Below are 23,839 nucleotides of genomic sequence, written 5' to 3'. Positions count from 1 at the left end.
GATTGTCAGATCCTCTTTAGGCGTATGACCTCAACCGTGATATCGACTCGGTCTTTGCGGTGGTGCGCAAACGTGCGCCGCATGGGAAACGCGCACCGGATAACCTCTTCGATCGTCGCCCGCCCTTCCGTGTAGGCGGCGACGAACGGGGTCGAGCCCTCGTTGAAGATGCCGTAGACGACTTCCCCGAGTTCGAGCGCCCGGTCGATGAACGGCCGGTCGGCATGCGCTTTCTGCGCCCCGAACGGCGGGTTCATCACGACAGTGTCGCAGGCGAGGGCTGCCCGGTCGAGATCGGGGTCGCGGACGTCGGCAACCAGGAACTCGACGGTGACGCCGAACGTCTCCGCGTTCCGCCGGGCGACGGCTATCGCGGCCGGGTCGATATCAAGCCCGGTCACGCGGGAGGCACCGAGGAGGGCGGCGCCGCAGGCGAGGATTCCCGTCCCGCACCCGAGGTCGCAGACCGCCCGTCCCTCGATCGCGCCCTGCATGGCAGCGTGGTGAAGGAGACGGGCCGCCACCGGCGCCGGGGTCTGGTACTGTTCGAGCCGGGCCGTCGGCCGCTCGAATCCCTCCAGGCGTTCGAGCCGCATCTCAAGTTGCCGCAGGTTCATGGCGCGAGGTACTCGTCGATGGTATAGTCGTCCCAGTCCCGCGCCCCGCAGAGGATCTCGAACTCCGGCGGGGTCAGCACCGGGACGGGGAACCGGATCTGGTCGTCGTAGGCGAGCCGGGGGCAGGCAGTGTTCACGTAGGCCCCAAACCCGAGGTCGAGCATCTCGGCGGGCGAGACCTCCCGCATCGCGACCAGGAACGCCCGGTCGGAGAGGGCGGCGAGCCTTCGCGCGAGGTTCATCCGCTGCTGCCCGCTCTTGGTACTGACGATGATCCCGTAGTTTGCGGCGTCCCGTGCCTTCTCCATCACCGCGGCGCGGCGGCGAACCAGGCGGTCGGCGTCCACCTCCTGCGTTTCGCCGGTGTAGGGGTCGACCGCCACCACGCGGGCCCGGGTCGCGAGCCGGATCCCGATGGGGTGGAAGACCCCCGTTCCCACAAAGAGGATCTCGTCCGCTCCCGTGGCCCGTGCGGCAGCGAAGTTGCACCCGAGCACCTGCCCGGGGATCGGCGTCCGACCGTCGCCAGGGGCGACGACCGCCTCAATACCGTGCTCGGCCAGATAGGCCGCCATCACGCCGAGCAGGTGAACGTGCTGCACGGTGGTGACGAGGCCGATGCGCCGGCCGGTAAGGAGAGGAAGGGCTTTCTCCAGCACGTTAATATCGAAGTCGAACCGGACCGGTTCGTAGAGCACGTTCGACCGTTCTTCAACCGGAGCGTGACCGAAGTGCACCAGGACGTCCGCATACCGGAGGGCGTCGAGCGCGAGGTCGCAGGCCCCGTAGCAGGGGTCGCCGCTGACGATCACCTCGAACCCCTCGCGGCGGAGAGCGGCGGCCGTTCCCGGGGCTTGCCGGGCGAGCCCGGCGGGGAACTGGAGGGCGACCGACCGTGCCCCGCGCTCGCGGAGTCTTCCGATAAGGTCAGAGACAGGTATCAACGACACGCACCTGCGTCTCGGAGACCTCGATCTTCACCAGGGTCTTGAGCGGTCGGCCGATATCCTCGTCACCGCGAGAGATGACGACACAGATGTCAGCGATCTCGGCTCCCGTCTGCTCGATCGCGTCTACGAGGGCGCGGAGCGTCCCGCCGGTGCTGCAGACGTCGTCGATGATCACGACCCGGTCGCCTGCGGCGACGCCGTTCAGGTAGAGCTCGCCCTTCGAGTAGCCCGTCGCCTGGTGCACCGCGACCTCGCCGGGGAGGCCGTAGGGGCGTTTCCGGACGACCACGAGAGGAATATCGGTCATCATCGAGAAGGCGACGCCGATATGGATGCCCATCGCCTCGCAGACGACGATCTTGTCGACATCTTTGAGGTCGAGGTTCCGCACCATGGCGCACCCGATCTCGCGAAGGAGCGCGGGCTCGAGGAGCGGCACCCCGTCGGTGATCGGGTTGATGAAGTAGTTGTACTCTCCCCGTTTCATGATCGGAGAGGTTTCCAGTGAATGAATCAGGCGTTCAAGCATCAATATCACCCATATCTACGAGGAACCGCTCGACCACGTCGCGGGTGACGTGGGGCATACAGACGATCCGCATATGCCCGTTCCGGGTCGTCGAGACCCGCCAGCCGGGAGGCGCACGGTCGCAGGAGAACGTCGCCACGTTGACGTCCGGGGTCACGGCTCTTTGGTAACCGAGCGTCTCCATCCCTTCGATCAGCCTCCGGCTGTTCTCCATGCACCCGGCGACCACCGCCCGCATGCCGTCCATCCCCAGGTACTCGAGGACGGCGACGGCCGCGGCCACCGACGCTCCCGGCCGGGTGCCGGCGAGGGTGCACTCCCGCTTCACCGTCAGGTAGGGGGTGTCGACGTTGAGGCACGCGAACCATTCCGGGTTCCGCGTGAGGAGGCAGCCCGCCGGGATGGTGCTCATCCCCATCTTGTGGGGGTCGACGGAGATGGAGGAGACGCCGGGGAGGCTGAAATCGAACGGGACGGGCCGGTCGAGGAACGGGACGACCATCCCGCCGAACGCGGCGTCGACGTGGAGGAAGACGTCGCGGTCGAGGGCGATCTCCGAGAGCCGGCTGATCGGATCGACCATGCCGTACTCCGTCGTCCCGACGACCCCGACGATCGCGATCGTGTTTTTGTCCACAAGACCGTCGACCGCTCCGGTGTCCATCCGGAACTCAGCGTCGAGCGGCACCGTCCGCATCTCGAGCCCCAGGATGTCGCAGGCCTTCATGAACGAAAAATGGCTCGACGCCGGGACCACCACGTTCGGGGACTTCGCCGACTTGAGCCGTTTTGCAATCCGCAGCACCTGGATGTTCGATTCCGTTCCACCGCTCGTTGCGTATCCCCCGGCGTCCGCATGGTGCATCAGGGTGCCGAGCCGCTCGACGAGGAGATCCTCGAGCGCGGCCGTCCCGGGGAAGAGCCCGGGGTCGCCGAGGTTGGTCTCGAGGAAGATCGCGTGCGCCCGCGCCGCGACCGGGTGGGGCGGGGTGCACATCGAACTTAAGATATTCCGGTAGCCGAGATCCTCCCGTCGCTTTGACGAGAGGAAGGAGAAAAGGTCTTCCTCAGGGCAACCCACTTCACGCATTTCTTCTCGCCGCATCAAGAAGGATCTGCTGCTCTTTCCGCGCTACGGCCTCACGAATGCGGGGGACCGCATCGATGTTCGCCGAAACGCTGGAGATGCCGTGCTCGACGAGCCACGTGACCATGTCGGGGTCGGAGCCGGCCTGGCCGCAGATGGAGCACTCGACGCCGCTCTCCCGGCAGACGCTGATTGCGTAGTCGATCAGCCGGAGCACGGCGGGGTGTTTGGGCTGGTACATCTCGGCGACGTGCTCGTTGTTCCGGTCGATGGCGAGCGTGTACTGGATGAGGTCGTTCGTCCCGAAGGAGGCGAACCGGATCCCGGCCCGGATGAAGTCCTCGACCAGGATGGCGCTGCTCGGGACCTCGATCATGACGCCGAGGGTCGCGGTCTCCACGTCGACGCCCCACTCCTTCATCATCGCCCGGGCTTTGATGAACTCGCCGGGGTGGTTGACCATGGGGAACATCACGCCGAGGTTGTCGTAACCCGCCGCCCAGAGCCGCTTGAACGCTTCCACCTGCAGGCGGAACTGGTCGGGGCTCCGGAGATCCCGGCGGATGCCGCGCCAGCCGAGCATCGGGTTGTGCTCGATCGGCTCGTCTTCGCCGCCTTCCATGTTGCGGAACTCGTCGGTCGGGGCATCGAGCGTCCTGACCCAGACGGGTTTCCCCGGGAAGGCGTCGAGCACCGTCTTGATGCCGCCGTAGAGTTCGGCGATGAACGTCTCTTCCTCACCGTTCTCGATGTACCAGCCGGGGGTCTTTGAGAGACCGAGGATGAGGTGCTCGATCCGCAGAAGGCCGACGCCGTCGGCGCCAGTGGCGGCGGCACGCTGTGCGGCTTCGGGCAGGGAGACGTTCACCTTGACGAGGGTGCCGGTGATGACCGGAGCGGCCGCTGCCGCCGCCGGTGCGGCTGTCGGTGCCGCCGGTGCCGGGGCCTCGACGGCTCCCTCGTAGATGATGCCCTTCTCGCCGTCGACGGTGACGATCTGGCCGTCTTTGAGCAACTTCGTCGCTTTCTTGGTTCCGACGACCGCAGGCGTCCCGAGCTCGCGGCTCACGATGGCCGCGTGACAGGTCATGCCGCCTTCGTCGGTGACGATGGCGCTCACCCGGCGCATCGCCGGCACCATGTCGGGGTTGGTCATCTTGGTGACCAGGATGTCACCGTCCTTGACGTCGCTTGTGTCCTTGACGTCACGTACGATGACGACCCGGCCGCTCGCGACGCCGGGGGAAGCCCCCTGGCCTTCGAGCAGCACCACGCCGAGCGTGCCTTTCTGCTGCCCTGCGGCCCCGCCGTGCGGGATCTCCGGGCGCTTGATCGTGGTGATCGGCCGGGACTGGAGGATGAAGACGTCGTCACCGACGACCGCCCACTCGACGTCCTGCGGGACGCCGTAGTGGTCTTCGGCAATCTTGCCGAGCGTGGCGAGGCGCGCCACCTCCGCGTCGGAGAGGACCGGCGCAGTTCGCTGTTTCGCGGAGAGTTTGACGGTCTTCGTCCCGTGCTTGCCCTCGGGAATGATCATGATCTCCTTCTCGGCGATCAGGCGGTCGACGACCCGCTCGGAACGCAGGTCGAAAACGTAGTTGTCAGGGGAGACGCTCCCCGAGACGACGGCTTCCCCGAGACCCCAGGACCCCTCGACGATCGTCAGGGGTTCGCCGGTGACGGGGTGGGAGGTGAACATGACGCCGGACTTCTCCGAGCCGATGAGTTCCTGCACGACGACGGCGATATTCACGCTCCGGTCGTCGAACCCCTGCTTCGCCCGGTAGTAGATGGCGCGCGCGCCATACAGCGAGGCCCAGCACTGCTGGACCGCGTCAAGGAGGTTGCTCTCCCCGAGAATGTTGAGGAACGTCTCCTGCTGACCGGCAAAACTGGCATCGGGCAGGTCTTCGGCGGTTGCGCTCGAACGGACGGCGACGACCGTCCCGTCGGCCCCCATCCGCTCGTACGCGTCGACGATCTCCTGCCGGATCTGATCGGGCATCTCGGCGGCAAGGACGATGTCCTGTACATCTCTCGCGACCGATTCAAGCGCTCCGTTGTCATCTACGTCCAAACGCTCCAGCCTGCGGAAGAGTTCTTCTTCGATCCCGGCTTCTACAAGAAACCTTCGGAACGCCTGGGCGGTCACCACAAACGCCTTCGGCACGGGCAGGCCGATGGCCGTCATCTCGCCCAATGAGGCCCCCTTTCCACCTACAGAATTAATATCTTCCTTTTTTATTTCTTCGAGCCATAGAACGTTGGGCATTTCCTTCATGCTCGCACCACACATATACTTCTCACCATTACATAAAAGATTTCGGAGGAAAAAGCATCAATACATATGATGTTGAACTAGTATGGGTTGAACCGTGAAATATAGAGTGCTGGTCAGCGACCCGCTGGCAGAGGAAGGGATTGACATCCTGAAAGAATTCTGCGATGTGGATGTCAACACCGGGCTGACCGAGAATCAGCTCGTGGATATTATCGGAGACTACGATGCCCTGCTGGTGCGCTCGGGAACCGAGGTCACAGCGCAGGTCATCGACGCGGGAGACAAGCTCAAGTTCATCGGCCGTGCCGGCGCCGGGGTCGACAATATCGATACGGAAGCGGCGACACGCAGGGGCATCATCGTTGCGAACGCCCCGGAAGGCAACACCCTGGCGGCCACGGAGCACACGATGGCGATGATGCTCTCGCTCGCGCGCAATATCCCCCAGGCGACGGCGTCCCTGAAGAAGGGCGAGTGGAAACGCTCGAAGTTCATGGGCGTCGAATTGAACGATAAGGTTCTCGGCGTCATGGGGTTCGGGCGTATCGGGCGCGAGGTGGCGAAGCGTGCACAGGCAATGCAGATGAAGTGCATCGCCTACGATCCGTTCATCACGAAGGAGCGGGCCGCAAGCCTCGGCGTGGAGATGGTGCCGCTCGACGAGCTCTTCAGGCGGGCGGACGTGATCACTGTCCACACGCCGCTGATCAAGGAGACGCGCCACGTCATCAACACTGAGTCGATTGCGACGATGAAGGACGGTGTCCGGCTGATCAACTGCGCCCGCGGCGGAATTATCGACGAAGAGGCGCTCGCGGAAGCGGTTGCGAGCGGCAAGGTCGCCGGTGCGGCGCTGGACGTCTTCGAGAGCGAGCCGCCGGCGGGCTCGCCGCTGCTCGATACGGATAAGGTGATCGTCACCCCGCACCTCGGCGCGAGCACGGTCGAGGCGCAGAAGAACGTTGCGGTCTCGGTTGCGAACCAGTGCATCAGCGTGCTTGAAGGCGGATCGGCGAAGTATGTGGTGAACGCGCCGATGATCCCGGCGGAGCAGCAGGCAGTGGTCGAGCCCTACGCGATGCTTGCGCAGAAGATGGGCAGGCTCCTTATCCAGCTCACTGAAGGGCGGCTCGAGTCGCTCGAGATTACCTACGGCGGCGAGGCTGCTGAGCTCCCGAACACGAAGTTCGTCACCCGGGTTATCCTGAAGGGCATGCTCGACCCGATCCTGCAGGCGCCGGTCAACATGGTGAACGCGGAGTTCGTGGCAAAGGAGCGCGGTATCCGGATGAGCGAGACGACGACGGAAGAAGCGCAGGGGTTCAAGAATATCATCAGCATCGCCGCGAAGACCGACAGGATGACCGAGTCGGTGAGCGGGAGTGTCTCGGGCCCGGACCACGCGCGGATCGTGAGTATCGGCGGATACATGACCGACCTGACCCCGACGGGCCACGTGGTCATCTCCCGCCACACCGATAAGCCGGGCGTCATCGGCAAGGCCGCGACGATCCTCGGCCGGGCGAACGTGAACATCGCGGGGATGCAGGTCGGCCGCCACAAGCCCGGCGAGGAGGCCCTGATGGTCCTCACGGTCGATTCTGTGGTGCCGGCCGACGCGATGGACGAGATCAAGAAGATCGACGGCATCCACACGGCAAAGCACGCCGAGATCTGATCTGTCCGATCACCACCCCATTTTTCCCGGGTGCCGACCCCCGATGCGGCGGATCCGGGACAGGACGGTTTTTTGCGCGTGACAATAATTTTATACCCGGAGCACCAACCTTATTGATCGTCGGGCAGACACGGGCTCGTGGTCTAGCTGGTTATGACGTCGCCTTGACATGGCGGAGGTCCTGAGTTCGAATCTCAGCGAGCCCATCACTGTTTTTTGAAATGAGTGGTTTTCTGGAATTATTGTTGTTGAACCATATTGCTTGAAAGGGGCGATCAATTCGACAGAGTTGTGCTGCCGATACGTTAGTCCTCGTGCCATCTCCCAGACGTGGTCTCCAGTCCCCTGCCTTTCCGCACGATTCGTCTCTGAAGACCACACGCGCATTTTCAGAACTTTTCCACACAATCGGTGTCGCCTCCAGCGTCCAGGGCATTTGTGCGGGCGGGGCGGTTAAACGTCGCACGTTTGGCGGGGAACTGCCATGGAGTGCAACCGGGAGAGCAGGCCGCACCTGACGCGGTTTTAAGCCTCTCGCGGGTTTTCAGTTGGTTTCAATCCACGCACCCGCGAAGGGTGCGACGCAAGGGATATTGGACTATCCACGCATCGGAGTTATTTCAATCCACGCACCCGCGAAGGGTGCGACGCGACACCAAGGGTTGCCACCGTCCGGCGACGTGGATTTCAATCCACGCACCCGCGAAGGGTGCGACTACCGGAGATTTGGAGGTTGTCGAAGGATGCTTGGAATTTCAATCCACGCACCCGCGAAGGGTGCGACGGTCTGAGACCGGCACGAACCTCACGATCTCGGCATTTCAATCCACGCACCCGCGAAGGGTGCGACGGTGCAGCGGGCGACCCAGTGGGTGATCGTGCAGACATTTCAATCCACGCACCCGCGAAGGGTGCGACGATTCGAAAGGAGAGGAAAATCCCCGCAAAGCGGGATTTCAATCCACGCACCCGCGAAGGGTGCGACTCGATTCCCGCCGACGGCTTTTTCGAGGAGACCGCATATTTCAATCCACGCACCCGCGAAGGGTGCGACCTTAAATGCAAGATCCCTGGAGGCAAGTATGGAAAATTTCAATCCACGCACCCGCGAAGGGTGCGACGGGAACTACGAGGACGCCTACGCCACATTCGTCAAATTTCAATCCACGCACCCGCGAAGGGTGCGACTCCTCATTGATGCACTCGGAGTTGGGTACCCCTATTTCAATCCACGCACCCGCGAAGGGTGCGACGACGAGGCTGGGGTGGAACTCTCGCAGACAATCACCATTTCAATCCACGCACCCGCGAAGGGTGCGACTATGTCTGGGATGCCAAGGCGCAGCAGAAAGGAATTTCAATCCACGCACCCGCGAAGGGTGCGACCCGAGAGCGCCGGGTTGTCATCCAGCTCAAAGTGATTTCAATCCACGCACCCGCGAAGGGTGCGACTGTAGGATACTGTTATCAGACCGCGACCGGATTTGATTTCAATCCACGCACCCGCGAAGGGTGCGACGCCCGGCTCAAGGAGGCACAGCTCCTCGTCGAGGCATTTCAATCCACGCACCCGCGAAGGGTGCGACATTTCAGGCTGGATGTATCATGTGGGAGTATATTCAATTTCAATCCACGCACCCGCGAAGGGTGCGACTAGTGTGTTAGATGATTATAGATTATTAGGGTTTGATTTCAATCCACGCACCCGCGAAGGGTGCGACCCCCCGAGCGGAATATGAGCGGATCATCGCGGAGGAATTTCAATCCACGCACCCGCGAAGGGTGCGACCGGACCTATATGAGGGTGCGCGGCGCGGGGGGTATTTCAATCCACGCACCCGCGAAGGGTGCGACATTGCATCCATTAAACTGTGACACAATTTCTGGTTATTTCAATCCACGCACCCGCGAAGGGTGCGACGGGGCACGATGCTCACGGAGTTCGGGCTCGGCACCGATTTCAATCCACGCACCCGCGAAGGGTGCGACCGACGACGCGATCACTGTCCGCAGGCTCTACGAATTTCAATCCACGCACCCGCGAAGGGTGCGACACGAATCGCGGGGTTCTCGTAGAGATACTTCCGCCCATTTCAATCCACGCACCCGCGAAGGGTGCGACGCGCGGGTTTCCGGGCGGATTGTGGCAGAGTTCTGATTTCAATCCACGCACCCGCGAAGGGTGCGACACGAGCAGCCCCGAGACGAGGGCCGCGACGATGGCATTTCAATCCACGCACCCGCGAAGGGTGCGACGAGTTTCTTGAGGCTTCTCCGCGCCGCAATGAGATTTCAATCCACGCACCCGCGAAGGGTGCGACAATCACCTGATGGTCTTGTCTCCGACGCCCCGCACATTTCAATCCACGCACCCGCGAAGGGTGCGACTGTGTCACCTCAGGAACGAGATCCCCGGTCCCTTGCCATTTCAATCCACGCACCCGCGAAGGGTGCGACGTTGTCAATCGTGACTTCCGGGCTGACGAACGCATTTCAATCCACGCACCCGCGAAGGGTGCGACAGCAGCGGAGAGCGGATCTCCCCCGCTCGCAGCCTCATTTCAATCCACGCACCCGCGAAGGGTGCGACACGCGGCACGACGGGATATGGGCGGTGCGACGCTGCAATTTCAATCCACGCACCCGCGAAGGGTGCGACCGGGGGTTTTTGAGGTCGAACGCATAATCGATGCCATTTCAATCCACGCACCCGCGAAGGGTGCGACTGTGGGGCGAGAGCAAGCCCGGCGAGGCGGAGGGATTTCAATCCACGCACCCGCGAAGGGTGCGACTGGCGGAGCGCATCGCCGTAGGTCCGCGTCGCCCCGAATTTCAATCCACGCACCCGCGAAGGGTGCGACGCCGGAGTACGTGGAGATTGGGGCGGCGCGCAATGTATTTCAATCCACGCACCCGCGAAGGGTGCGACATCCTGGAGCAGCGAATACCCGCACAACTCCTGATTTCAATCCACGCACCCGCGAAGGGTGCGACGCGCGTCTGTGCGTTATCCAGGAGGGCCGGGAGGTGATTTCAATCCACGCACCCGCGAAGGGTGCGACAAGTCGCTGGTGTCCATCTGAGTCTTCTGCATGACATTTCAATCCACGCACCCGCGAAGGGTGCGACACCGGAGGGAGTCATACGGGCACCTCGCCGAAGGAATTTCAATCCACGCACCCGCGAAGGGTGCGACGATCCGTTCCTGCGCTTTGCACTCGACGCCGAACGGATTTCAATCCACGCACCCGCGAAGGGTGCGACGATCGAGATCCACGATACCAGTAAGGAGTATCAGGGATTTCAATCCACGCACCCGCGAAGGGTGCGACGTTCGGATCTTGACGTGACCGGTGCTCGGGTTGGTATTTCAATCCACGCACCCGCGAAGGGTGCGACCCGGTGCTCAACCAGGTGCGGATCACCGAGCCGATTTCAATCCACGCACCCGCGAAGGGTGCGACGACGCTCGAAGAGGTGGAGAAGGCGCTCGAAGAGAATTTCAATCCACGCACCCGCGAAGGGTGCGACCTGAACCGGGGCAATTTTTCCCACTGCCCTGTGAGATTTCAATCCACGCACCCGCGAAGGGTGCGACCACTCATCGCACATCACCCCCACGACGACTGCCTTATTTCAATCCACGCACCCGCGAAGGGTGCGACGGCGGAACCGAGCCGAAACTGGCCGCCGTAGACATTTCAATCCACGCACCCGCGAAGGGTGCGACGTGTGCCGCGGTCTCCAGGCTGCCCGTGAGGAGGAATTTCAATCCACGCACCCGCGAAGGGTGCGACTCGATGGCAGACTTGCCCTTCGGTTTTACGAGGATATTTCAATCCACGCACCCGCGAAGGGTGCGACTCGGCACGCCCGGGTGATGGAACGTGACCTGGAGATTTCAATCCACGCACCCGCGAAGGGTGCGACTCGGCACGCCCGGGTGATGGAACGTGACCTGGAGATTTCAATCCACGCACCCGCGAAGGGTGCGACAAGTGGGCCTCAAACCCTCCATAAAATGGAGATCCTATTTCAATCCACGCACCCGCGAAGGGTGCGACGCGCCGTCGGATAGTCGTAGTCGAGGGAGAGGGTATTTCAATCCACGCACCCGCGAAGGGTGCGACAGCAGGCATCACGTAGTATCGCCCCCCGAACCAGGGTATTTCAATCCACGCACCCGCGAAGGGTGCGACGTTCGTGCTTGCCGATGTGCCGATGGACCCGACGCCCATTTCAATCCACGCACCCGCGAAGGGTGCGACGAGTTTATGAGTTTTATGAGTTTGTTTCCCAGTTATTTCAATCCACGCACCCGCGAAGGGTGCGACTTTAGCCACCCATGATATGCCCCCAGGGACCCCAATTTCAATCCACGCACCCGCGAAGGGTGCGACTGTCCGGGGCGCCGGCGCACATCTGGGATAATCTGATTTCAATCCACGCACCCGCGAAGGGTGCGACCTCGGTGACGTGATGCGGTTGGTCGCCGTCCTCATTTCAATCCACGCACCCGCGAAGGGTGCGACGCGGTTGGTCGCCGTCCTCGAACGCGGCGACGTAATTTCAATCCACGCACCCGCGAAGGGTGCGACAGCGCAGGAAGCGATCGCACTCCCTGCCTGGTGATTTCAATCCACGCACCCGCGAAGGGTGCGACCCCCCTCATGTCGTCGATCGTGCAGGCCCGCGCCAGATTTCAATCCACGCACCCGCGAAGGGTGCGACCCGGATACTTGCTGACTCCCCCGGCGGCTGAGGGGATTTCAATCCACGCACCCGCGAAGGGTGCGACTATGTTGCCGGCGCCAACGATGAGCGGGCCGAAGAATTTCAATCCACGCACCCGCGAAGGGTGCGACTCTTTGCGGCAGTGAGCACGGTCCCGGACCCGCAATTTCAATCCACGCACCCGCGAAGGGTGCGACTCGATGGCAGACTTGCCCTTCGGTTTTACGAGGATATTTCAATCCACGCACCCGCGAAGGGTGCGACTCGCCCAGGCAATGACCCCGAAGATGAACGGGATCGGATTTCAATCCACGCACCCGCGAAGGGTGCGACCTTCTTCCGCCGCGCGACGGACCTCACCCTGCATATTTCAATCCACGCACCCGCGAAGGGTGCGACGATATGGTTAATCGATATCCATGCAACCCCAAGCAATTTCAATCCACGCACCCGCGAAGGGTGCGACACTGCTCCCGGCACCACTCCCGGTACGCCTCGGCATTTCAATCCACGCACCCGCGAAGGGTGCGACCATCCGGGGGTGCCCGCGGAGCTGCTCCGCGGATTTATTTCAATCCACGCACCCGCGAAGGGTGCGACCACGCCGTCAGGAGCGCCGCCAGCACGTCCGACCGATTTCAATCCACGCACCCGCGAAGGGTGCGACGCGGCGGGACGCTGACCCATGAACCCTCTGCCGCCGATTTCAATCCACGCACCCGCGAAGGGTGCGACGCAAGGACAACGGCGACATCGAGCGCAAGTTCTGATTTCAATCCACGCACCCGCGAAGGGTGCGACGGCGTATATCCCGCTACGGACGGACTGGATGCCATTTCAATCCACGCACCCGCGAAGGGTGCGACCCGGCAGATCTGGTACTACGAAGATGGGCAGAAATTTCAATCCACGCACCCGCGAAGGGTGCGACTATATACTGTCTGTCGTTTGTCATGGTTACCTCAGATTTCAATCCACGCACCCGCGAAGGGTGCGACCGACCGCCAGGGCCTCCAGCGGACCGCCTCCGGTCATTTCAATCCACGCACCCGCGAAGGGTGCGACACCGACCCGGTGCTCGCCGGCGACGAGACGCACGAATTTCAATCCACGCACCCGCGAAGGGTGCGACTGAGCAGGTCTTCGGCGACCTCACCGACGACATATTTCAATCCACGCACCCGCGAAGGGTGCGACGAAGCGGGCGGAGGCCGCGGGGGGTGACGCGGACGCATTTCAATCCACGCACCCGCGAAGGGTGCGACCCGCTCATCAGCGGGCCGTCTCCGACCTACAGAAAGAATTTCAATCCACGCACCCGCGAAGGGTGCGACGGTTTCAGGATACTCCTCCTGCGCACCGACCTCCGATTTCAATCCACGCACCCGCGAAGGGTGCGACTGCAAGACAACCCGGATCATCCTCACATCCCTTCAGGAGAGACAGGACAATCCGAATTACAGCGGTATTCAATCGGCAGACAGATAAATGTTCTTTTCAACCAATTCAGCGGACCGATAAAAATACGCTGCCGAATATATTAACTTAAAAATAGTTCTCGTAAAGCAGTTTCCTCTTCAGGGGGACACCCAACACGTCAACCAGAGCAGCCACACCGCAAGAAAGAAATAACAGTTGAGAAATTTCTCCGCGAACCCCCCGGGAATCACTGTCCACTTGAGGTTCGCAGAGTCATGTCACTAATAAACCCTCCGGATCGTATCCTCCCTTTGCACCGAAGTGCTCCACCCGGTTTTTCCAGTTCTTCCCCAGGTAATAGAAGCGGAGGCTATCTCTCTCGTCATCGATCATTCCACATAAGGAGTGTTTAAGCTTCGCAAACTGGGCAGGATCGACGAGACATTCAAATACGGAGTTCTGAACCCGCTGCCCGTAATTCACACACTCCTTCGCCACCCTGCGAAGCCGTTTCTTTCCATCGGGAGTCTCGGTATTGACATCATACGTGACCAGAACCATCATCCAGAACACCTCAATTCATGAAGAACGGTGGATAACCGTCGATGTCTCCCCGCAGAAAACGAGCCATCAGCATCGCCTGCACATACGGAAGCAGCCCAATAGGTATCTTCTCGTTCAGGTACGGATGCATAATCGTGTCCTGCTTACGCTTCTGCCATGCTCCAATGACCGATTTTCGCCCCCCATCCGTCAGAATAACCCCACCATTCTCCTTCTTCAGAAAGTCGCCGCCGCTGATCTGCTTCATGTTCACAAGATTCAGTGCAAGGCGGTCGGCCATAAACGGCCGCAGTTCCTCCATCATATCAAGCGCCAGACTCGGCCGTCCAGGTCGGTCGGTATGGAAGAACCCGACGTAGGGGTCAAGCCCCACCGTCTCCAGAGCAGATTCAACATCGTGAGCAAGGAGCGTATACAGAAAAGAGAGCAACGCATTCATATTGTCCAGCGGCGGCCTCCGGTTCCGTTCAAACAGGTAAAAATCATCCTTCTGTTTGAGGATCAACTCGTCAAGAGTGATGAAATAGAACTTAGCACAGTTCCCTTCAACCCCCCGGAGCGTATCGGCAGAACCGCAACCCTCAACCTTCAAGAGGTTCTCGATCAGCAAAGCATCCACCGCTCGAACCTTATCGGAATCGATAACAGCGCCGTGGTCACGGATGCCCCGCCCGAGGACTGTCCGGCAGTTCACGATCTTGCCGATGATGAAAGACTTCGCGATATCCAGCGACGCATCGCAATTATCCGCTTTCCGGAACTGGATCCGCCGCAACAGAACGTTGCCGCGCACCCGACCGTTGACTCTTCCCAGAAACTTCCCGGACGGCGTTAAAAATGACAGGGCGACATTGTTATCGGAACAGAGCCGCATCAGGTGAGGGCTCGCCCCCATGTAACCGAAACAGACGATCCCCTCGAGGTTGTGGATCGGAATACGGAATTTCTCCTTGTTATCGACTCTGACAACGACATTCTCCCTCTCGCGGGTCAGGTAGGACTCCGGCGTCGTCACGTACAGCGTATTCAGCAATTTCCTCATCCACAGAGCCTCCTGGCAAACGGGGTCAATCTCTTGGGGTGCACATGCCGCTCAATTCCCTCAGGACTCAGACATCCTCTACACAAGCCTCTTTGACGTGTTTCTGTAGATATTTACGAACAGAACGAGGCTTTTTCGTCAGTTTTGGCATGCAGACATTTTGGAGAGAACAGAGGTTGCACTTCCGCGAGACCTCGGCCGCGGGTGTGACGCCTCTGGCGAAGAGAACGTGCATCTCTTCTGATAACGTGTAAACCCGCTCTCGCAATTCATCAGAGAGTAGCAGCGGCACTCTCCGCCGGATCTCGTTATAATAGAAGTCACCCCGGCCGATACGGGTATCAAGCATCTCTTCAAGGCAGAGCGCCTGGGCGCACAACTGAACCTCATCGCGCTCATCAATCTTGGGTCTCCCCCGCTTGTACTCCACCGGCCTCATCGCCCAGAGACCTTCACGACCCGGAAGAGAGACGCCATCCTCCGAGCGGATGCACTCGACCACGTCGGCCACACCATAGAGGCCAAGGCCGTATGAGACGAGCGGAACCGCCCGCGAGACGATGACATCGCCGCGGCTCTCAGTGAAGAACGGGTCGTCCACCCGCTGGTGGATCAGGCGGCCTTCCGCCGTCCTGAGGTTCTCCTCCCACTGGCGCTCGACGTGGATGAGCGCCCACTGCCGTGGGCAAAAGCAGAAGTGCTGGATGCCCGACAACGCCAACAGTTCTTCGTCGGTATACCTCTTCCTCATAACTTTTCGATTACCTCAACGCCGGCGGGCACGTTTTTGTCGATAGTGACCCGGTAATCCCCGAAGGAACGCGGAGGCAGATCACCGGAGGTGCGGTCCACTTTGATCTTATCGAACAGGAGATGGGACTGGCAGCACCCCAGCGCCGTGTCGTGCTTGAAGACGATAAGTTTCCGGGCGGACAACTTTCCTCTTGAGGCCGAATGGTCGTGCTCGAACATATTGACAAGGCCTTCCCAGAAGAGTTCCAGGTCTTCCTCGGAGAACCTCGTCGTCTTCTGGGCGAGGTGAGCGGAGATATAGCCCTCGGTGCGGTAGAGCGCGTACGGGACAACCTGCTTCTTCCCCATCGTCTGGCCTTTCTCACTATCCCTCTCGTTCGCGACCGCCTGGCGGGTAATCGTAATCTCCTGCTGGAAGATCGGATCGATGCTCCGGCCGAAGTTGAGTTGCACAGGTCCCCTGACCTGCCCGCAGTTCACTTCCGTGGTCATCACGGCACCGAACGTCCGGATATCAAAGAAGTTATCGCACATGAACCTTGTCAGCCGGTCATCCTTTGGTTTTTTTGCACTGGGCTCGATGCCAAGATAGTCGTACGCCTTCTTGTGCTGTTCGTTCAGAACCACACCGGATTGGACGTAGATCCCATAACCGGGGACGCTACTCTTCACCAGATCAACGTAATCCCGGATCTTTCTCTTGAGACAGACATCAGTCACGATACCATGCCCGGTCTGCGGATCGACCCGCGGCATGTTTCCCATATCCGGATCACCGTTTGGATTCCCGTTCTCGACATCAAACAACAGTACAAACTCATATCGGTTTTCGATGGGTTCACTCATAATCATTCACCTTCGCTTGCAATTTCCTCTTTCTTTTTGAAAAACGCCTTCCTCTGGTGGTAATAACCAAGCATGAACATACCCTGTTCCTCCAGGGTCAGATACGCAGGGAACTCGTTCACTCCCTGCAGCGTTTCTTCAATACCCTGGGATATCTTGAATCCCCAGTCCGACTTGGCTATGTGGTGCTGTGCGAGTTTCAGCAGAACAGGGAAGACCACCGCCGGCGTCGTCGACGCGCTGCTGAAGTACTTGCTGTTGATCGTGCTCTTCATCTCTCGGTTCGTATCGGCCTGCGCCTTCTCAAGCACCGCAAACAGCCTTCCAAGGCGATACGGCACGTTCTGGTTCTCTTCGTTTAGACTCACGCTAATCATATCCTCCTGTAAATTCGTCAAGCCGGCTCTCGCAAGCCGGAGCAGGTAGGCCTTGATAAAGCCCGCCCTGACAGAGTTAATCGACCGCTCAACCTTCGCTCTACTGAGAATCGCACTGTACATCTGAACCGGATAGGGCGTACCGTTCAGGATCGACCTCATAAGGAGACCGCCGATGAGTGGCGAGGCCGCTGTATTATCGGAGCTTTGTGCAACGGTCTCCTTGAGCAGGCGATATAGCGACACGTATTGCGGATCGTAATCACCTCTGACGATCTCCATGTCCAGGTGGTGCCGTGCCGCTCTCACGACGAAACTGCCAAAGGTGTCAACGTGCCAGAACCGCACCGCGAGTCTCGCATTGTTTGGAGCCAGACCGAGCATGTAGAAATTCGTCTCAGGGTCCGCCCCGACATCCTCGATATGGATCTTCCGGCCCGTCCGAACTTTGTCGAGAACATCCCCCATCAGCTCGATCTTCCGCCAGTTCTGCACCCTTGCCGGATCAGAGGGATCTTCATCTGTATTTCCCTCTGTACCCTCATGAGGATCGAAAAAGAAGTTTACAACCTCCTCGCAGGCGGTACCATTCGTTTCTGCCCAGAATACAACCGTTGTATCGGCAATCCGCATTCGATAGTCCTGACGGGCAAGGAGGTAGTTCAGGGTGGTGGTGTACTTGAACACCGACGACTCGCTAACCGGAGCATTAAAACTCTGCTTTTTTCCGTACGAGCAGAATGAATCGTCATTAAAACCGACAAGTGAAGCCCCCGACATTTGAGCGCCAGAAACGCCCTTAAGGTGCTGATGTATGCGGGCTATCGCACCCAGTTCTCCGGTCACAAGGCACTGAGCAGTAAAGGTATTACCGTCTCTATTATTGGAGTGGTACTGCTCCCAGGCCTTCCTCACCGAAGGTTTCGTGTGCAAGAAGACCCCATCGCATTCGAAGATGCAGCTCCCCCCGCTGAGAAGAACATCCATATGTTCTACGATCTTCGGATGCCAGGTAAAGGCCTCGGGGTTCCAGGTATCCAGAAAGGCAAAAAGAGCCCGGATGCCGGGATCGTCAAGTGAATCGAATATCTCATGCTGACGGGCCTTAAAGGCTTCAAAATAGTCCCTTGAGCGCTGATGAACCACAACGACCTCTTTATCGCTCTCAGCCAGAACCCTGTACTCAGGAGACGGGGCCTCACTGGAAGGTTTCAGGAACTTCTTTTCAAATTCGTTTCGCTTGAATTTCTCAACACCAAAGACATATTTTGCGTTGTCACACAGGACGTAAGGCGCTATGCCTGCTGCACGGGTAGCCTGTAGCGGCACATCCATAACCCGTGGTCGTGGTTTTTTGTCGTCACTCCTGAGATCGACGATATACGACAACTCCCCTTCGGGACTGAGAACCAGCGCAAACGACACCTTTCCACTGCTGTAACCCGGCCGGGAGATCGTTACGTCCTCATCCTCCGCCAGAATGTCATAATAACGACAGAGGGACTGGATGATCATGAGACGCCCCCGAAAGCGAGGCAGCGCTGCACATCGATGATGCCGTCCACCATGACCGCACGGTAAAATATGGCCTTCATATCATCGGCAAAATCGATGTCGTAGAGCATGAACCCAAGATCTTTCTCTCCGGTGTAGCAGGACTTCGGCATCTCTCCTTCAACGAGTTCAAACCGGACCGGGAACTCGCGGCAGCCGAAGTAAGGCTGGTAGAAGCACTGTCCCTTTCGCATCCTGCGGAGCATGATGTTGTAATGTTTCTCGACAGTCTCGTCGGGCCCCGCCTCGTCGGTCAGTTCGAAATGCGCTTCAATCCCGTAACAGACATCACGCAACAGCAGAGATGCCCGCTGAACAGCTCCCTGGGATTGATCTTGGAATAGAGCAACATCCTTCCCGCGAAGCGCGCTCTTCACCTTCGCCGCCGGGATCTTACCCCCCCTCTCGTTTCGGCGGATATTGTCGAACTTTATCGGGTTTAAGACATGGATCTTGTCGATTTTCCAGCAGATGGCAGGTTTCCAATGGATTGCTTCGAGGATGCCCCGTGCAGCCGACGGCGTCATCACATCGTAACTCACCCGCTCCGTCTTCATCTCCGGTCGGGTGAAGCAGGCGTAATCACCCCAGACCTTCAGTCGTACTCCATAGCCAATAGCCGTCACCTCCCTAAACAATCAGTAGTGATCCCTCCCCACCAATACCTTTTCTATTTATAAGTCCGGTTTCCTCGGAGTATTTGCTCATATCGTTCAGCACATAGAATCTATCGCCGAAAAGAGCGATTTCATCTGCGCGCTCCAGCTCCCGGAACTCATTGGGATAGATGTTGATCGTGTACCCCTGCAGGCGTCGTGCATACCGCCACGGTGATTCACTGGATCGGAGTTTGTCCACGAGTGATATCCCTTCTTCATCATAGGGAACAACAAGATCCTTCGTTCCCTGCTCGATGATGCTGAACTTCCAGCCGACATCCTCGAACGGAAATGCAAACTCACGAGCCCTCTTCTCGAATGACTGCAGTATCCCCTCCCGGTCGAGACCTTCGTCACCCTTATACGAATAGAGTCTCTGGAAGTAGGCCTCGACGGCCGGAAGGGAGAGCGGGTCGTCATGCGCGTCCATGACCATCCTGCCGACCTCCGCAGTCAGACGCTGCCAGCTGGTGGCCTGACCATACCTCTCGGTCGACCGGAAGACATAGACCTCGCCCCGGTCCGCCTTCCCCTCGCGGTTGCACCGACCGGCTGCCTGAGCGATAGAGTCAACGCCGGTAATCGCCCGGTAGACAACAGGGAAATCAATATTCACACCGGCCTCGATCAGCTGGGTCGAGACGACACGGCACTCTGCACCCGCTCTGAGCAGACCCTTAATTTCCTCCAGTTGCTTCCTTCTGTGAGCAGGGCACATTCTGGCGCTCAGGTGGTAGCACCTGCCGTGTTCCGAGAGTGCGGCATGCAGGTGCTGTGCATGTGCCCGGGTGTTGACGATGCACAGAACCTGGCGATGCTTTTGCAGTCCGGCAGTGAGTTCTCCGTCGCTCAACGATCCAAGGTCGTTCACGCGCACCCGCCGAAACGCCTCGTAGAGTTCTGCAGGCGACCGCATGATCTCGACGGGCCTGATAGATTCGTCCAGAAGATTGCTGAGTTTCGGCTGGGTTGCCGTGCAGATGACGACTGTGGAACCGTAGTTCCGGACGAGTTCAGAGAGGGCCTGGAGGCAGGGGCGCAGGAAGTCCGTCGGCAACATCTGGGTCTCGTCGAGGATGATCACGCTCCGGGCAAGGTTGTGGATCTTGCGGCATCTCGACCGTTTGTTCGAAAAGAGCGACTCAAAGAACTGGACGTTCGTCGTCACGGTGATCGGCATATCCCAGTTCTCGGCCGAGAGTTCAAGGAGACGCTTCACGGAGGCAGTGTCGTCATCGGATACGGCCTTCGGGTCGAAGTTGCTGTGGTGCTCCAGCACGTTCCGGCTCCCGAAGATCTTCCTGAACGTAGCGGCGTTCTGTTCGATGATGCTCGTATAGGGGATTACATAGAAGATCCTCTGTAGATCGTGCTGTTTCAAGTGGTCAACCGCAAACGCCATGGATGAGAGCGTCTTCCCCCCGCCGGTCGGAACGGTCAGGGTAAACATCTGTGGAGGGAGGGCTGCCTTCTCTCTGCACTGCTGGTATATCTCCCTCCTCTGCCTGTTGATCGGAGTCTCGTCGGCGCCCGAGAGGAGTGCGGCCATATGCTCATCGAACCTCCGGGAGAGGGTCTCGAACGATTCGTATCGCCCCCGGACAGAGGCCGAGCCGGGGTCTGCAAAACCTTCGGTATCGAGGGAATCCCCATCGACAAGGCACGAGTAGAGCATGCGCGTGAAGAAACCTATTGAGAATCCCGTCTTTCTCTGAACCGGCTGCAACCTCAGGCGGAAACTCGCGAGATCAAGGATTGAGATCTCATCCTGGTATGTCGAGTAATCCGGCAGAAGCTTCTTTTCCAGGCGCTCCTCAAGCCCGCTTTCACTGCTGCCGTAATTCAAGAGGCCGCCGTGGTGTCCGGTGATGATATACTCCAGAACGCGGCTCAACTGCCAGTGATACAACCCCCTTGCCTCCCGTGCACCGGCAGTCGAGTGGTCGACCCGCATGTTTGCTCCTTCGAGGCGGCGCTGGAACTCAGGCGAGTACTTCCCGATATCGTGCAGCAAGCCACCAGCATAGCCAAGGTCACCGGCACCGAAACAGCCTGCGAACTCCGAAGCAATGTCAGCCACGTTCTGCAGGTGGACTCTCAGCAACTGCCAGTCACGCTTATCGGGATCGTCTGTAGAGTGAGCATAATACATCGAACCAGTCACCGATCTAACAGTTCGATGAAGGGATAATAAATGCAGACGTTTCGTCTTCGGCGCCTTCCTGCCGGGATTCCCGGAAAAAAAGCCACACCAGGAACCAACCCTCAGTTAGAGAGCGCAGCTGCCGGGCGTTGAAGGGGCATAGTCGCACCTGCTATTAAACGAGAGACAGGATCCTCTCCGACAAGGGTGGGACTGCTACCCCTCTTCACCCCCCGGGATGTATATCACAGTTCACAGAGCCGGGCCTTCCTTCTTCGTAAAACTCTGGATCGAGCACTGCACCGTCCAATCTCTTCCACCATATCCTGGCCGGCCATCTCATCTGTTATGAGTGTGCACACGATGTCGCGGGAAAATCTCTGAAATCCTCTCGAAAAGGCTATTTGACGAGTATTTCCACTAGGGCCTTGCGTGCAGCATCCATTTCGGCTCGCTTTTTGGTGAACCCGATACCTTGCGCAATCTCTTCCCCGTTAAGACAGACTGTTGATTTCCAAACCTTTTTATGGCCGGGGCCTTCATCAGAAGGGCTGTATTTCAATATCCCTAACGAGTACCATTCAACATACTCTTTAAGTCTGCCTTTGCAGTTGCCTTTCAAGATTGAAGGTCTTGAGCTCTTCGACAAAATGTACCAAGAATAACCTTCCGCGCCTTTTCTATCCCTGCAGCATAATAAATTGCTCCAATAAACGCTTCAAATGCATTGGCAGTCATCTGCATCGTCGGCTTCCGGCATACAGGCATGCCTGCTCAAGAAGTTCTATCGGGAGCCGGGGATATCGATCTGCCCCCCTTCTAACGAGAGATCTCTGGAAAAACAATTACACCCCGGACCGCAAGCCTTCAGGCAGCCCTACCCCTAGCACCCCCGGGCCCTCAGTGCGCCCCTACCGCTTTCGGCCCTCCGGGGCACCCTCCGCCAAAAAGAAGAGGCGCCGGGTCAGTCATCCCCTGTTGCAGGAACGCAACTGACCCAGAGCCTGCCGTTCGGCGTACCCTCGCCGCCGGAAATGCGAAGGGCGAGCGAGAGCGGCGCCGTCTCATTCACCGGCAGGACTTCGGGGAGTGTCACCTCTTCCATCGGCCCGAAACCTACAGGGACGCCGTTGCTGCCGAGTTTAGCCAGGTACGTGACCGAGGCGTCAAGCCCCATATCGTCCTGGCTGACGATGACACGGATCGGCACGTTGCCGGTGTTCCTCACCGTCGGGTTCCGTGCCGTCCCGAACTCAGCGTCACCCTCGACCCAGGCATCGACACCCAGTTCAATCGTGCCGTAATCCACTGCGGCAAAGTCGATCTCGAACGACGCCGTCGGCAGGTAGGTGAAGATGCTCCCGAGCGGCTGATCGACCGGATCCGCCTCTTCAGAAAGAACCTGCACCGAGACCTGGTAATCTCCGGGCGCCTGGTTGAAGGAGAGGTCGACTTCACCCGCATAGATCGCTGCACCGCCCTCTTCCAGGGCGCGCACAGCCTCATTGAGGTCTGTATCGCGAGCGTAGGAGACCAGGCCGGCCACGGAGGCCTTCTCGAGCGCATCCACCGTGGCGTTCTGCCGGGTCAGGTTGACCCGCGAGAGGGGCGAACCGTCGGGCAGCGTCACGTCGGCAACGATCGGATACGACACCGTGCTCCCCCCGGCGACGACCGCACGGATCTGCACGGCCTTCGTGGCGCCGTAGGCGCAGGGCGGCAGGAACTGGCTGCCCGGCTCCACCGGATCATCATCGAGTGCACCGTCGGCAGTATCGAGTTGCTCCCAGATGCAGAGCACAGCCGCGCGAGAGGGGAGCGCTGCGGCCGTTTCGTTCTCAGCCGGCGGGTCGGTGGAGACGGACTCGTTCGTCACAACCCCGGGTTCGGTCGCCGTGGTGTTCGTCAGTGCCGGATCGTCGGGCACCGTGGTGTTCCCCGGCACCGGATCGTCGGGCACCGTGGTGTTCCCCGGCATCGGATCGTCGGGCACCGTGGTGTTCCCCGGCATCGGATCGTCGGGCACCGTGGTGTTCCCCGGCATCGGATCGTCGGGCACCGTGGTGTTCCCCGGCATCGGATCGTCGGGTGCCGTGGTGTTCCCCGGCATCGGATCGTCGGGTGCCGTGGTGTTCCCCGGCACCGGATCGTCGGGTGCCGTGGTGACCGGGTCAACCGTCTCCTCCGGCTCCGGCGTCACCGTACCGTTCTCGTTCTCGTTCTCGTTCTCGATCGGCGACAGGCCGTCGTCCGGTTCCTCCGGTGCGGGTGTCGCCTCAGAGGCATCGTCACCCTCGACCGGAGACGTATCGTCTACCTCGTCATCGGATGAATCATCCGAACCAGGCAGATCTTCATCCGGCCCCGAAGAATCGTCCTCAGGGTCGGCAGGTTCGAAAAGGGGGTCTTCGGGCGGCTGGCTATCACCGTCGATCGCTTCGGCGCCGGCCTCCGTCTGCTGATCGTTTCCCACGAGAGGATCCCCGGGGGTATCCACGGGCGAGCCCGCAAGTGCCGGCACGACGGAGGCCGAAACAAGAAGAATCGCAAGGATTACCGCGATTCTGCCCATAATTTTCATCATTTACTCCTCTCTTCATCCG

General features: G+C 59.8%; 15 protein-coding genes, 1 tRNA gene and 1 CRISPR repeat array. Of the genes, 2 read left to right on the top strand and 14 right to left on the bottom strand.

The window, feature by feature from the left end:
- Positions 1 to 5: 5 nt before the first annotated feature.
- From FGW20_RS01315 to ppsA, 5 genes are read right to left on the bottom strand one after another with little or no spacing between them, the layout of a single operon-like run.
- Positions 6 to 617: an METTL5 family protein gene (locus FGW20_RS01315; RefSeq protein ID WP_301676303.1), complete on the bottom strand. Its 612-nt coding sequence runs from the start codon at positions 615 to 617 to the stop codon at positions 6 to 8.
- Positions 614 to 1,567 (bottom strand): diphthamide biosynthesis enzyme Dph2, encoded by a 954-nt coding sequence (gene dph2 / locus FGW20_RS01310; RefSeq protein ID WP_437178566.1) that lies wholly within the window; start codon positions 1,565 to 1,567, stop codon positions 614 to 616. The genes FGW20_RS01315 and dph2 overlap by 4 nt, the downstream gene beginning before the upstream one ends.
- Entirely contained in the window at positions 1,545 to 2,096 is a 552-nt protein-coding gene (gene hpt / locus FGW20_RS01305) for a hypoxanthine/guanine phosphoribosyltransferase (protein ID WP_301676301.1), read from the bottom strand. Before hpt ends, dph2 begins: the two co-directional genes overlap by 23 nt.
- Positions 2,089 to 3,186, bottom strand: coding sequence for a tyrosine decarboxylase MfnA (mfnA, locus tag FGW20_RS01300; protein WP_301676300.1), 1,098 nt, complete (start codon positions 3,184 to 3,186; stop codon positions 2,089 to 2,091). Before mfnA ends, hpt begins: the two co-directional genes overlap by 8 nt.
- Entirely contained in the window at positions 3,179 to 5,467 is a 2,289-nt protein-coding gene (ppsA, locus tag FGW20_RS01295) for a phosphoenolpyruvate synthase (RefSeq protein ID WP_301676299.1), read from the bottom strand. Before ppsA ends, mfnA begins: the two co-directional genes overlap by 8 nt.
- Before the next feature lie 94 nt (positions 5,468 to 5,561).
- On the opposite strand from ppsA, the gene serA reads away from it, so the two are divergent.
- Both serA and FGW20_RS01285 read left to right on the top strand, forming a co-directional pair.
- Positions 5,562 to 7,145 (top strand): phosphoglycerate dehydrogenase, encoded by a 1,584-nt coding sequence (gene serA / locus FGW20_RS01290; RefSeq protein WP_301676298.1) that lies wholly within the window; start codon positions 5,562 to 5,564, stop codon positions 7,143 to 7,145.
- A gap of 132 nt (positions 7,146 to 7,277) precedes the next feature.
- Positions 7,278 to 7,351, top strand: a tRNA-Val gene (locus FGW20_RS01285).
- Positions 7,352 to 7,696: 345 nt separating this feature from the next.
- A CRISPR array of direct repeats spans positions 7,697 to 13,280; the repeat unit is 32 nt; unit sequence ATTTCAATCCACGCACCCGCGAAGGGTGCGAC.
- Between the two features lie 291 nt (positions 13,281 to 13,571).
- Here the strand turns inward: FGW20_RS01285 and cas2 are convergent.
- From cas2 to FGW20_RS01245, 9 genes are all read right to left on the bottom strand, one after another.
- Positions 13,572 to 13,862 carry a CRISPR-associated endonuclease Cas2 gene (gene cas2 / locus FGW20_RS01280; protein WP_301676297.1) on the bottom strand — a complete coding sequence of 97 codons (291 nt, stop codon included), beginning with the start codon at positions 13,860 to 13,862 and terminating at the stop codon, positions 13,572 to 13,574.
- Between the two features lie 10 nt (positions 13,863 to 13,872).
- Positions 13,873 to 14,904 carry a type I-C CRISPR-associated endonuclease Cas1c gene (cas1c, locus tag FGW20_RS01275; RefSeq protein ID WP_301676296.1) on the bottom strand — a complete coding sequence of 344 codons (1,032 nt, stop codon included), beginning with the start codon at positions 14,902 to 14,904 and terminating at the stop codon, positions 13,873 to 13,875.
- Positions 14,905 to 14,971: 67 nt separating this feature from the next.
- Positions 14,972 to 15,655: a CRISPR-associated protein Cas4 gene (gene cas4, locus FGW20_RS01270; RefSeq protein WP_301676295.1), complete on the bottom strand. Its 684-nt coding sequence runs from the start codon at positions 15,653 to 15,655 to the stop codon at positions 14,972 to 14,974.
- On the bottom strand, positions 15,652 to 16,503 hold the full coding sequence (gene cas7c, locus FGW20_RS01265; RefSeq protein ID WP_301676294.1) for a type I-C CRISPR-associated protein Cas7/Csd2: 852 nt from the start codon (positions 16,501 to 16,503) through the stop codon (positions 15,652 to 15,654). The genes cas4 and cas7c overlap by 4 nt, the downstream gene beginning before the upstream one ends.
- A gap of 2 nt (positions 16,504 to 16,505) precedes the next feature.
- Positions 16,506 to 18,395, bottom strand: coding sequence for a type I-C CRISPR-associated protein Cas8c/Csd1 (gene cas8c, locus FGW20_RS01260; protein WP_301676293.1), 1,890 nt, complete (start codon positions 18,393 to 18,395; stop codon positions 16,506 to 16,508).
- Positions 18,392 to 19,060, bottom strand: a complete 669-nt coding sequence (cas5c, locus tag FGW20_RS01255; protein WP_301676292.1) for a type I-C CRISPR-associated protein Cas5c — start codon at positions 19,058 to 19,060, stop codon at positions 18,392 to 18,394. Before cas5c ends, cas8c begins: the two co-directional genes overlap by 4 nt.
- A 4-nt stretch (positions 19,061 to 19,064) precedes the next feature.
- On the bottom strand, positions 19,065 to 21,257 hold the full coding sequence (cas3, locus tag FGW20_RS01250) for a CRISPR-associated helicase Cas3' (RefSeq protein ID WP_301676291.1): 2,193 nt from the start codon (positions 21,255 to 21,257) through the stop codon (positions 19,065 to 19,067).
- A gap of 379 nt (positions 21,258 to 21,636) precedes the next feature.
- The gene (locus FGW20_RS13315) at positions 21,637 to 21,858 is read right to left on the bottom strand and encodes a putative dsRNA-binding protein (RefSeq protein ID WP_367617910.1); all 222 of its coding nucleotides are present in this window, start codon (positions 21,856 to 21,858) and stop codon (positions 21,637 to 21,639) included.
- 342 nt (positions 21,859 to 22,200) lie between these two features.
- Positions 22,201 to 23,820, bottom strand: a complete 1,620-nt coding sequence (locus FGW20_RS01245; protein WP_301676290.1) for a hypothetical protein — start codon at positions 23,818 to 23,820, stop codon at positions 22,201 to 22,203.
- Positions 23,821 to 23,839 lie beyond the last annotated feature (19 nt).

Origin of the sequence: Methanoculleus methanifontis (assembly GCF_030464365.1) — an archaeon.
GTDB lineage: Archaea > Halobacteriota > Methanomicrobia > Methanomicrobiales > Methanoculleaceae > Methanoculleus > Methanoculleus methanifontis.
Note: the sequence above shows the minus strand (reverse complement) of the source record. Positions and strands in the feature narration are given on the sequence as shown.

Coding starts and splice junctions, on each gene's coding strand:
- mfnA (WP_301676300.1), bottom strand. CDS start 3,186: ATGCGTGAAGTGGGTTGCCCTGAGGAAGACCTTTTCTCCTTCCTCTCG.
- cas8c (WP_301676293.1), bottom strand. CDS start 18,395: ATGATCATCCAGTCCCTCTGTCGTTATTATGACATTCTGGCGGAGGAT.
- cas2 (WP_301676297.1), bottom strand. CDS start 13,862: ATGATGGTTCTGGTCACGTATGATGTCAATACCGAGACTCCCGATGGA.
- ppsA (WP_301676299.1), bottom strand. CDS start 5,467: ATGAAGGAAATGCCCAACGTTCTATGGCTCGAAGAAATAAAAAAGGAA.
- FGW20_RS01245 (WP_301676290.1), bottom strand. CDS start 23,820: ATGATGAAAATTATGGGCAGAATCGCGGTAATCCTTGCGATTCTTCTT.
- cas7c (WP_301676294.1), bottom strand. CDS start 16,503: ATGAGTGAACCCATCGAAAACCGATATGAGTTTGTACTGTTGTTTGAT.
- cas1c (WP_301676296.1), bottom strand. CDS start 14,904: ATGAGGAAATTGCTGAATACGCTGTACGTGACGACGCCGGAGTCCTAC.
- cas4 (WP_301676295.1), bottom strand. CDS start 15,655: ATGAGGAAGAGGTATACCGACGAAGAACTGTTGGCGTTGTCGGGCATC.
- FGW20_RS01315 (WP_301676303.1), bottom strand. CDS start 617: ATGAACCTGCGGCAACTTGAGATGCGGCTCGAACGCCTGGAGGGATTC.
- hpt (WP_301676301.1), bottom strand. CDS start 2,096: ATGCTTGAACGCCTGATTCATTCACTGGAAACCTCTCCGATCATGAAA.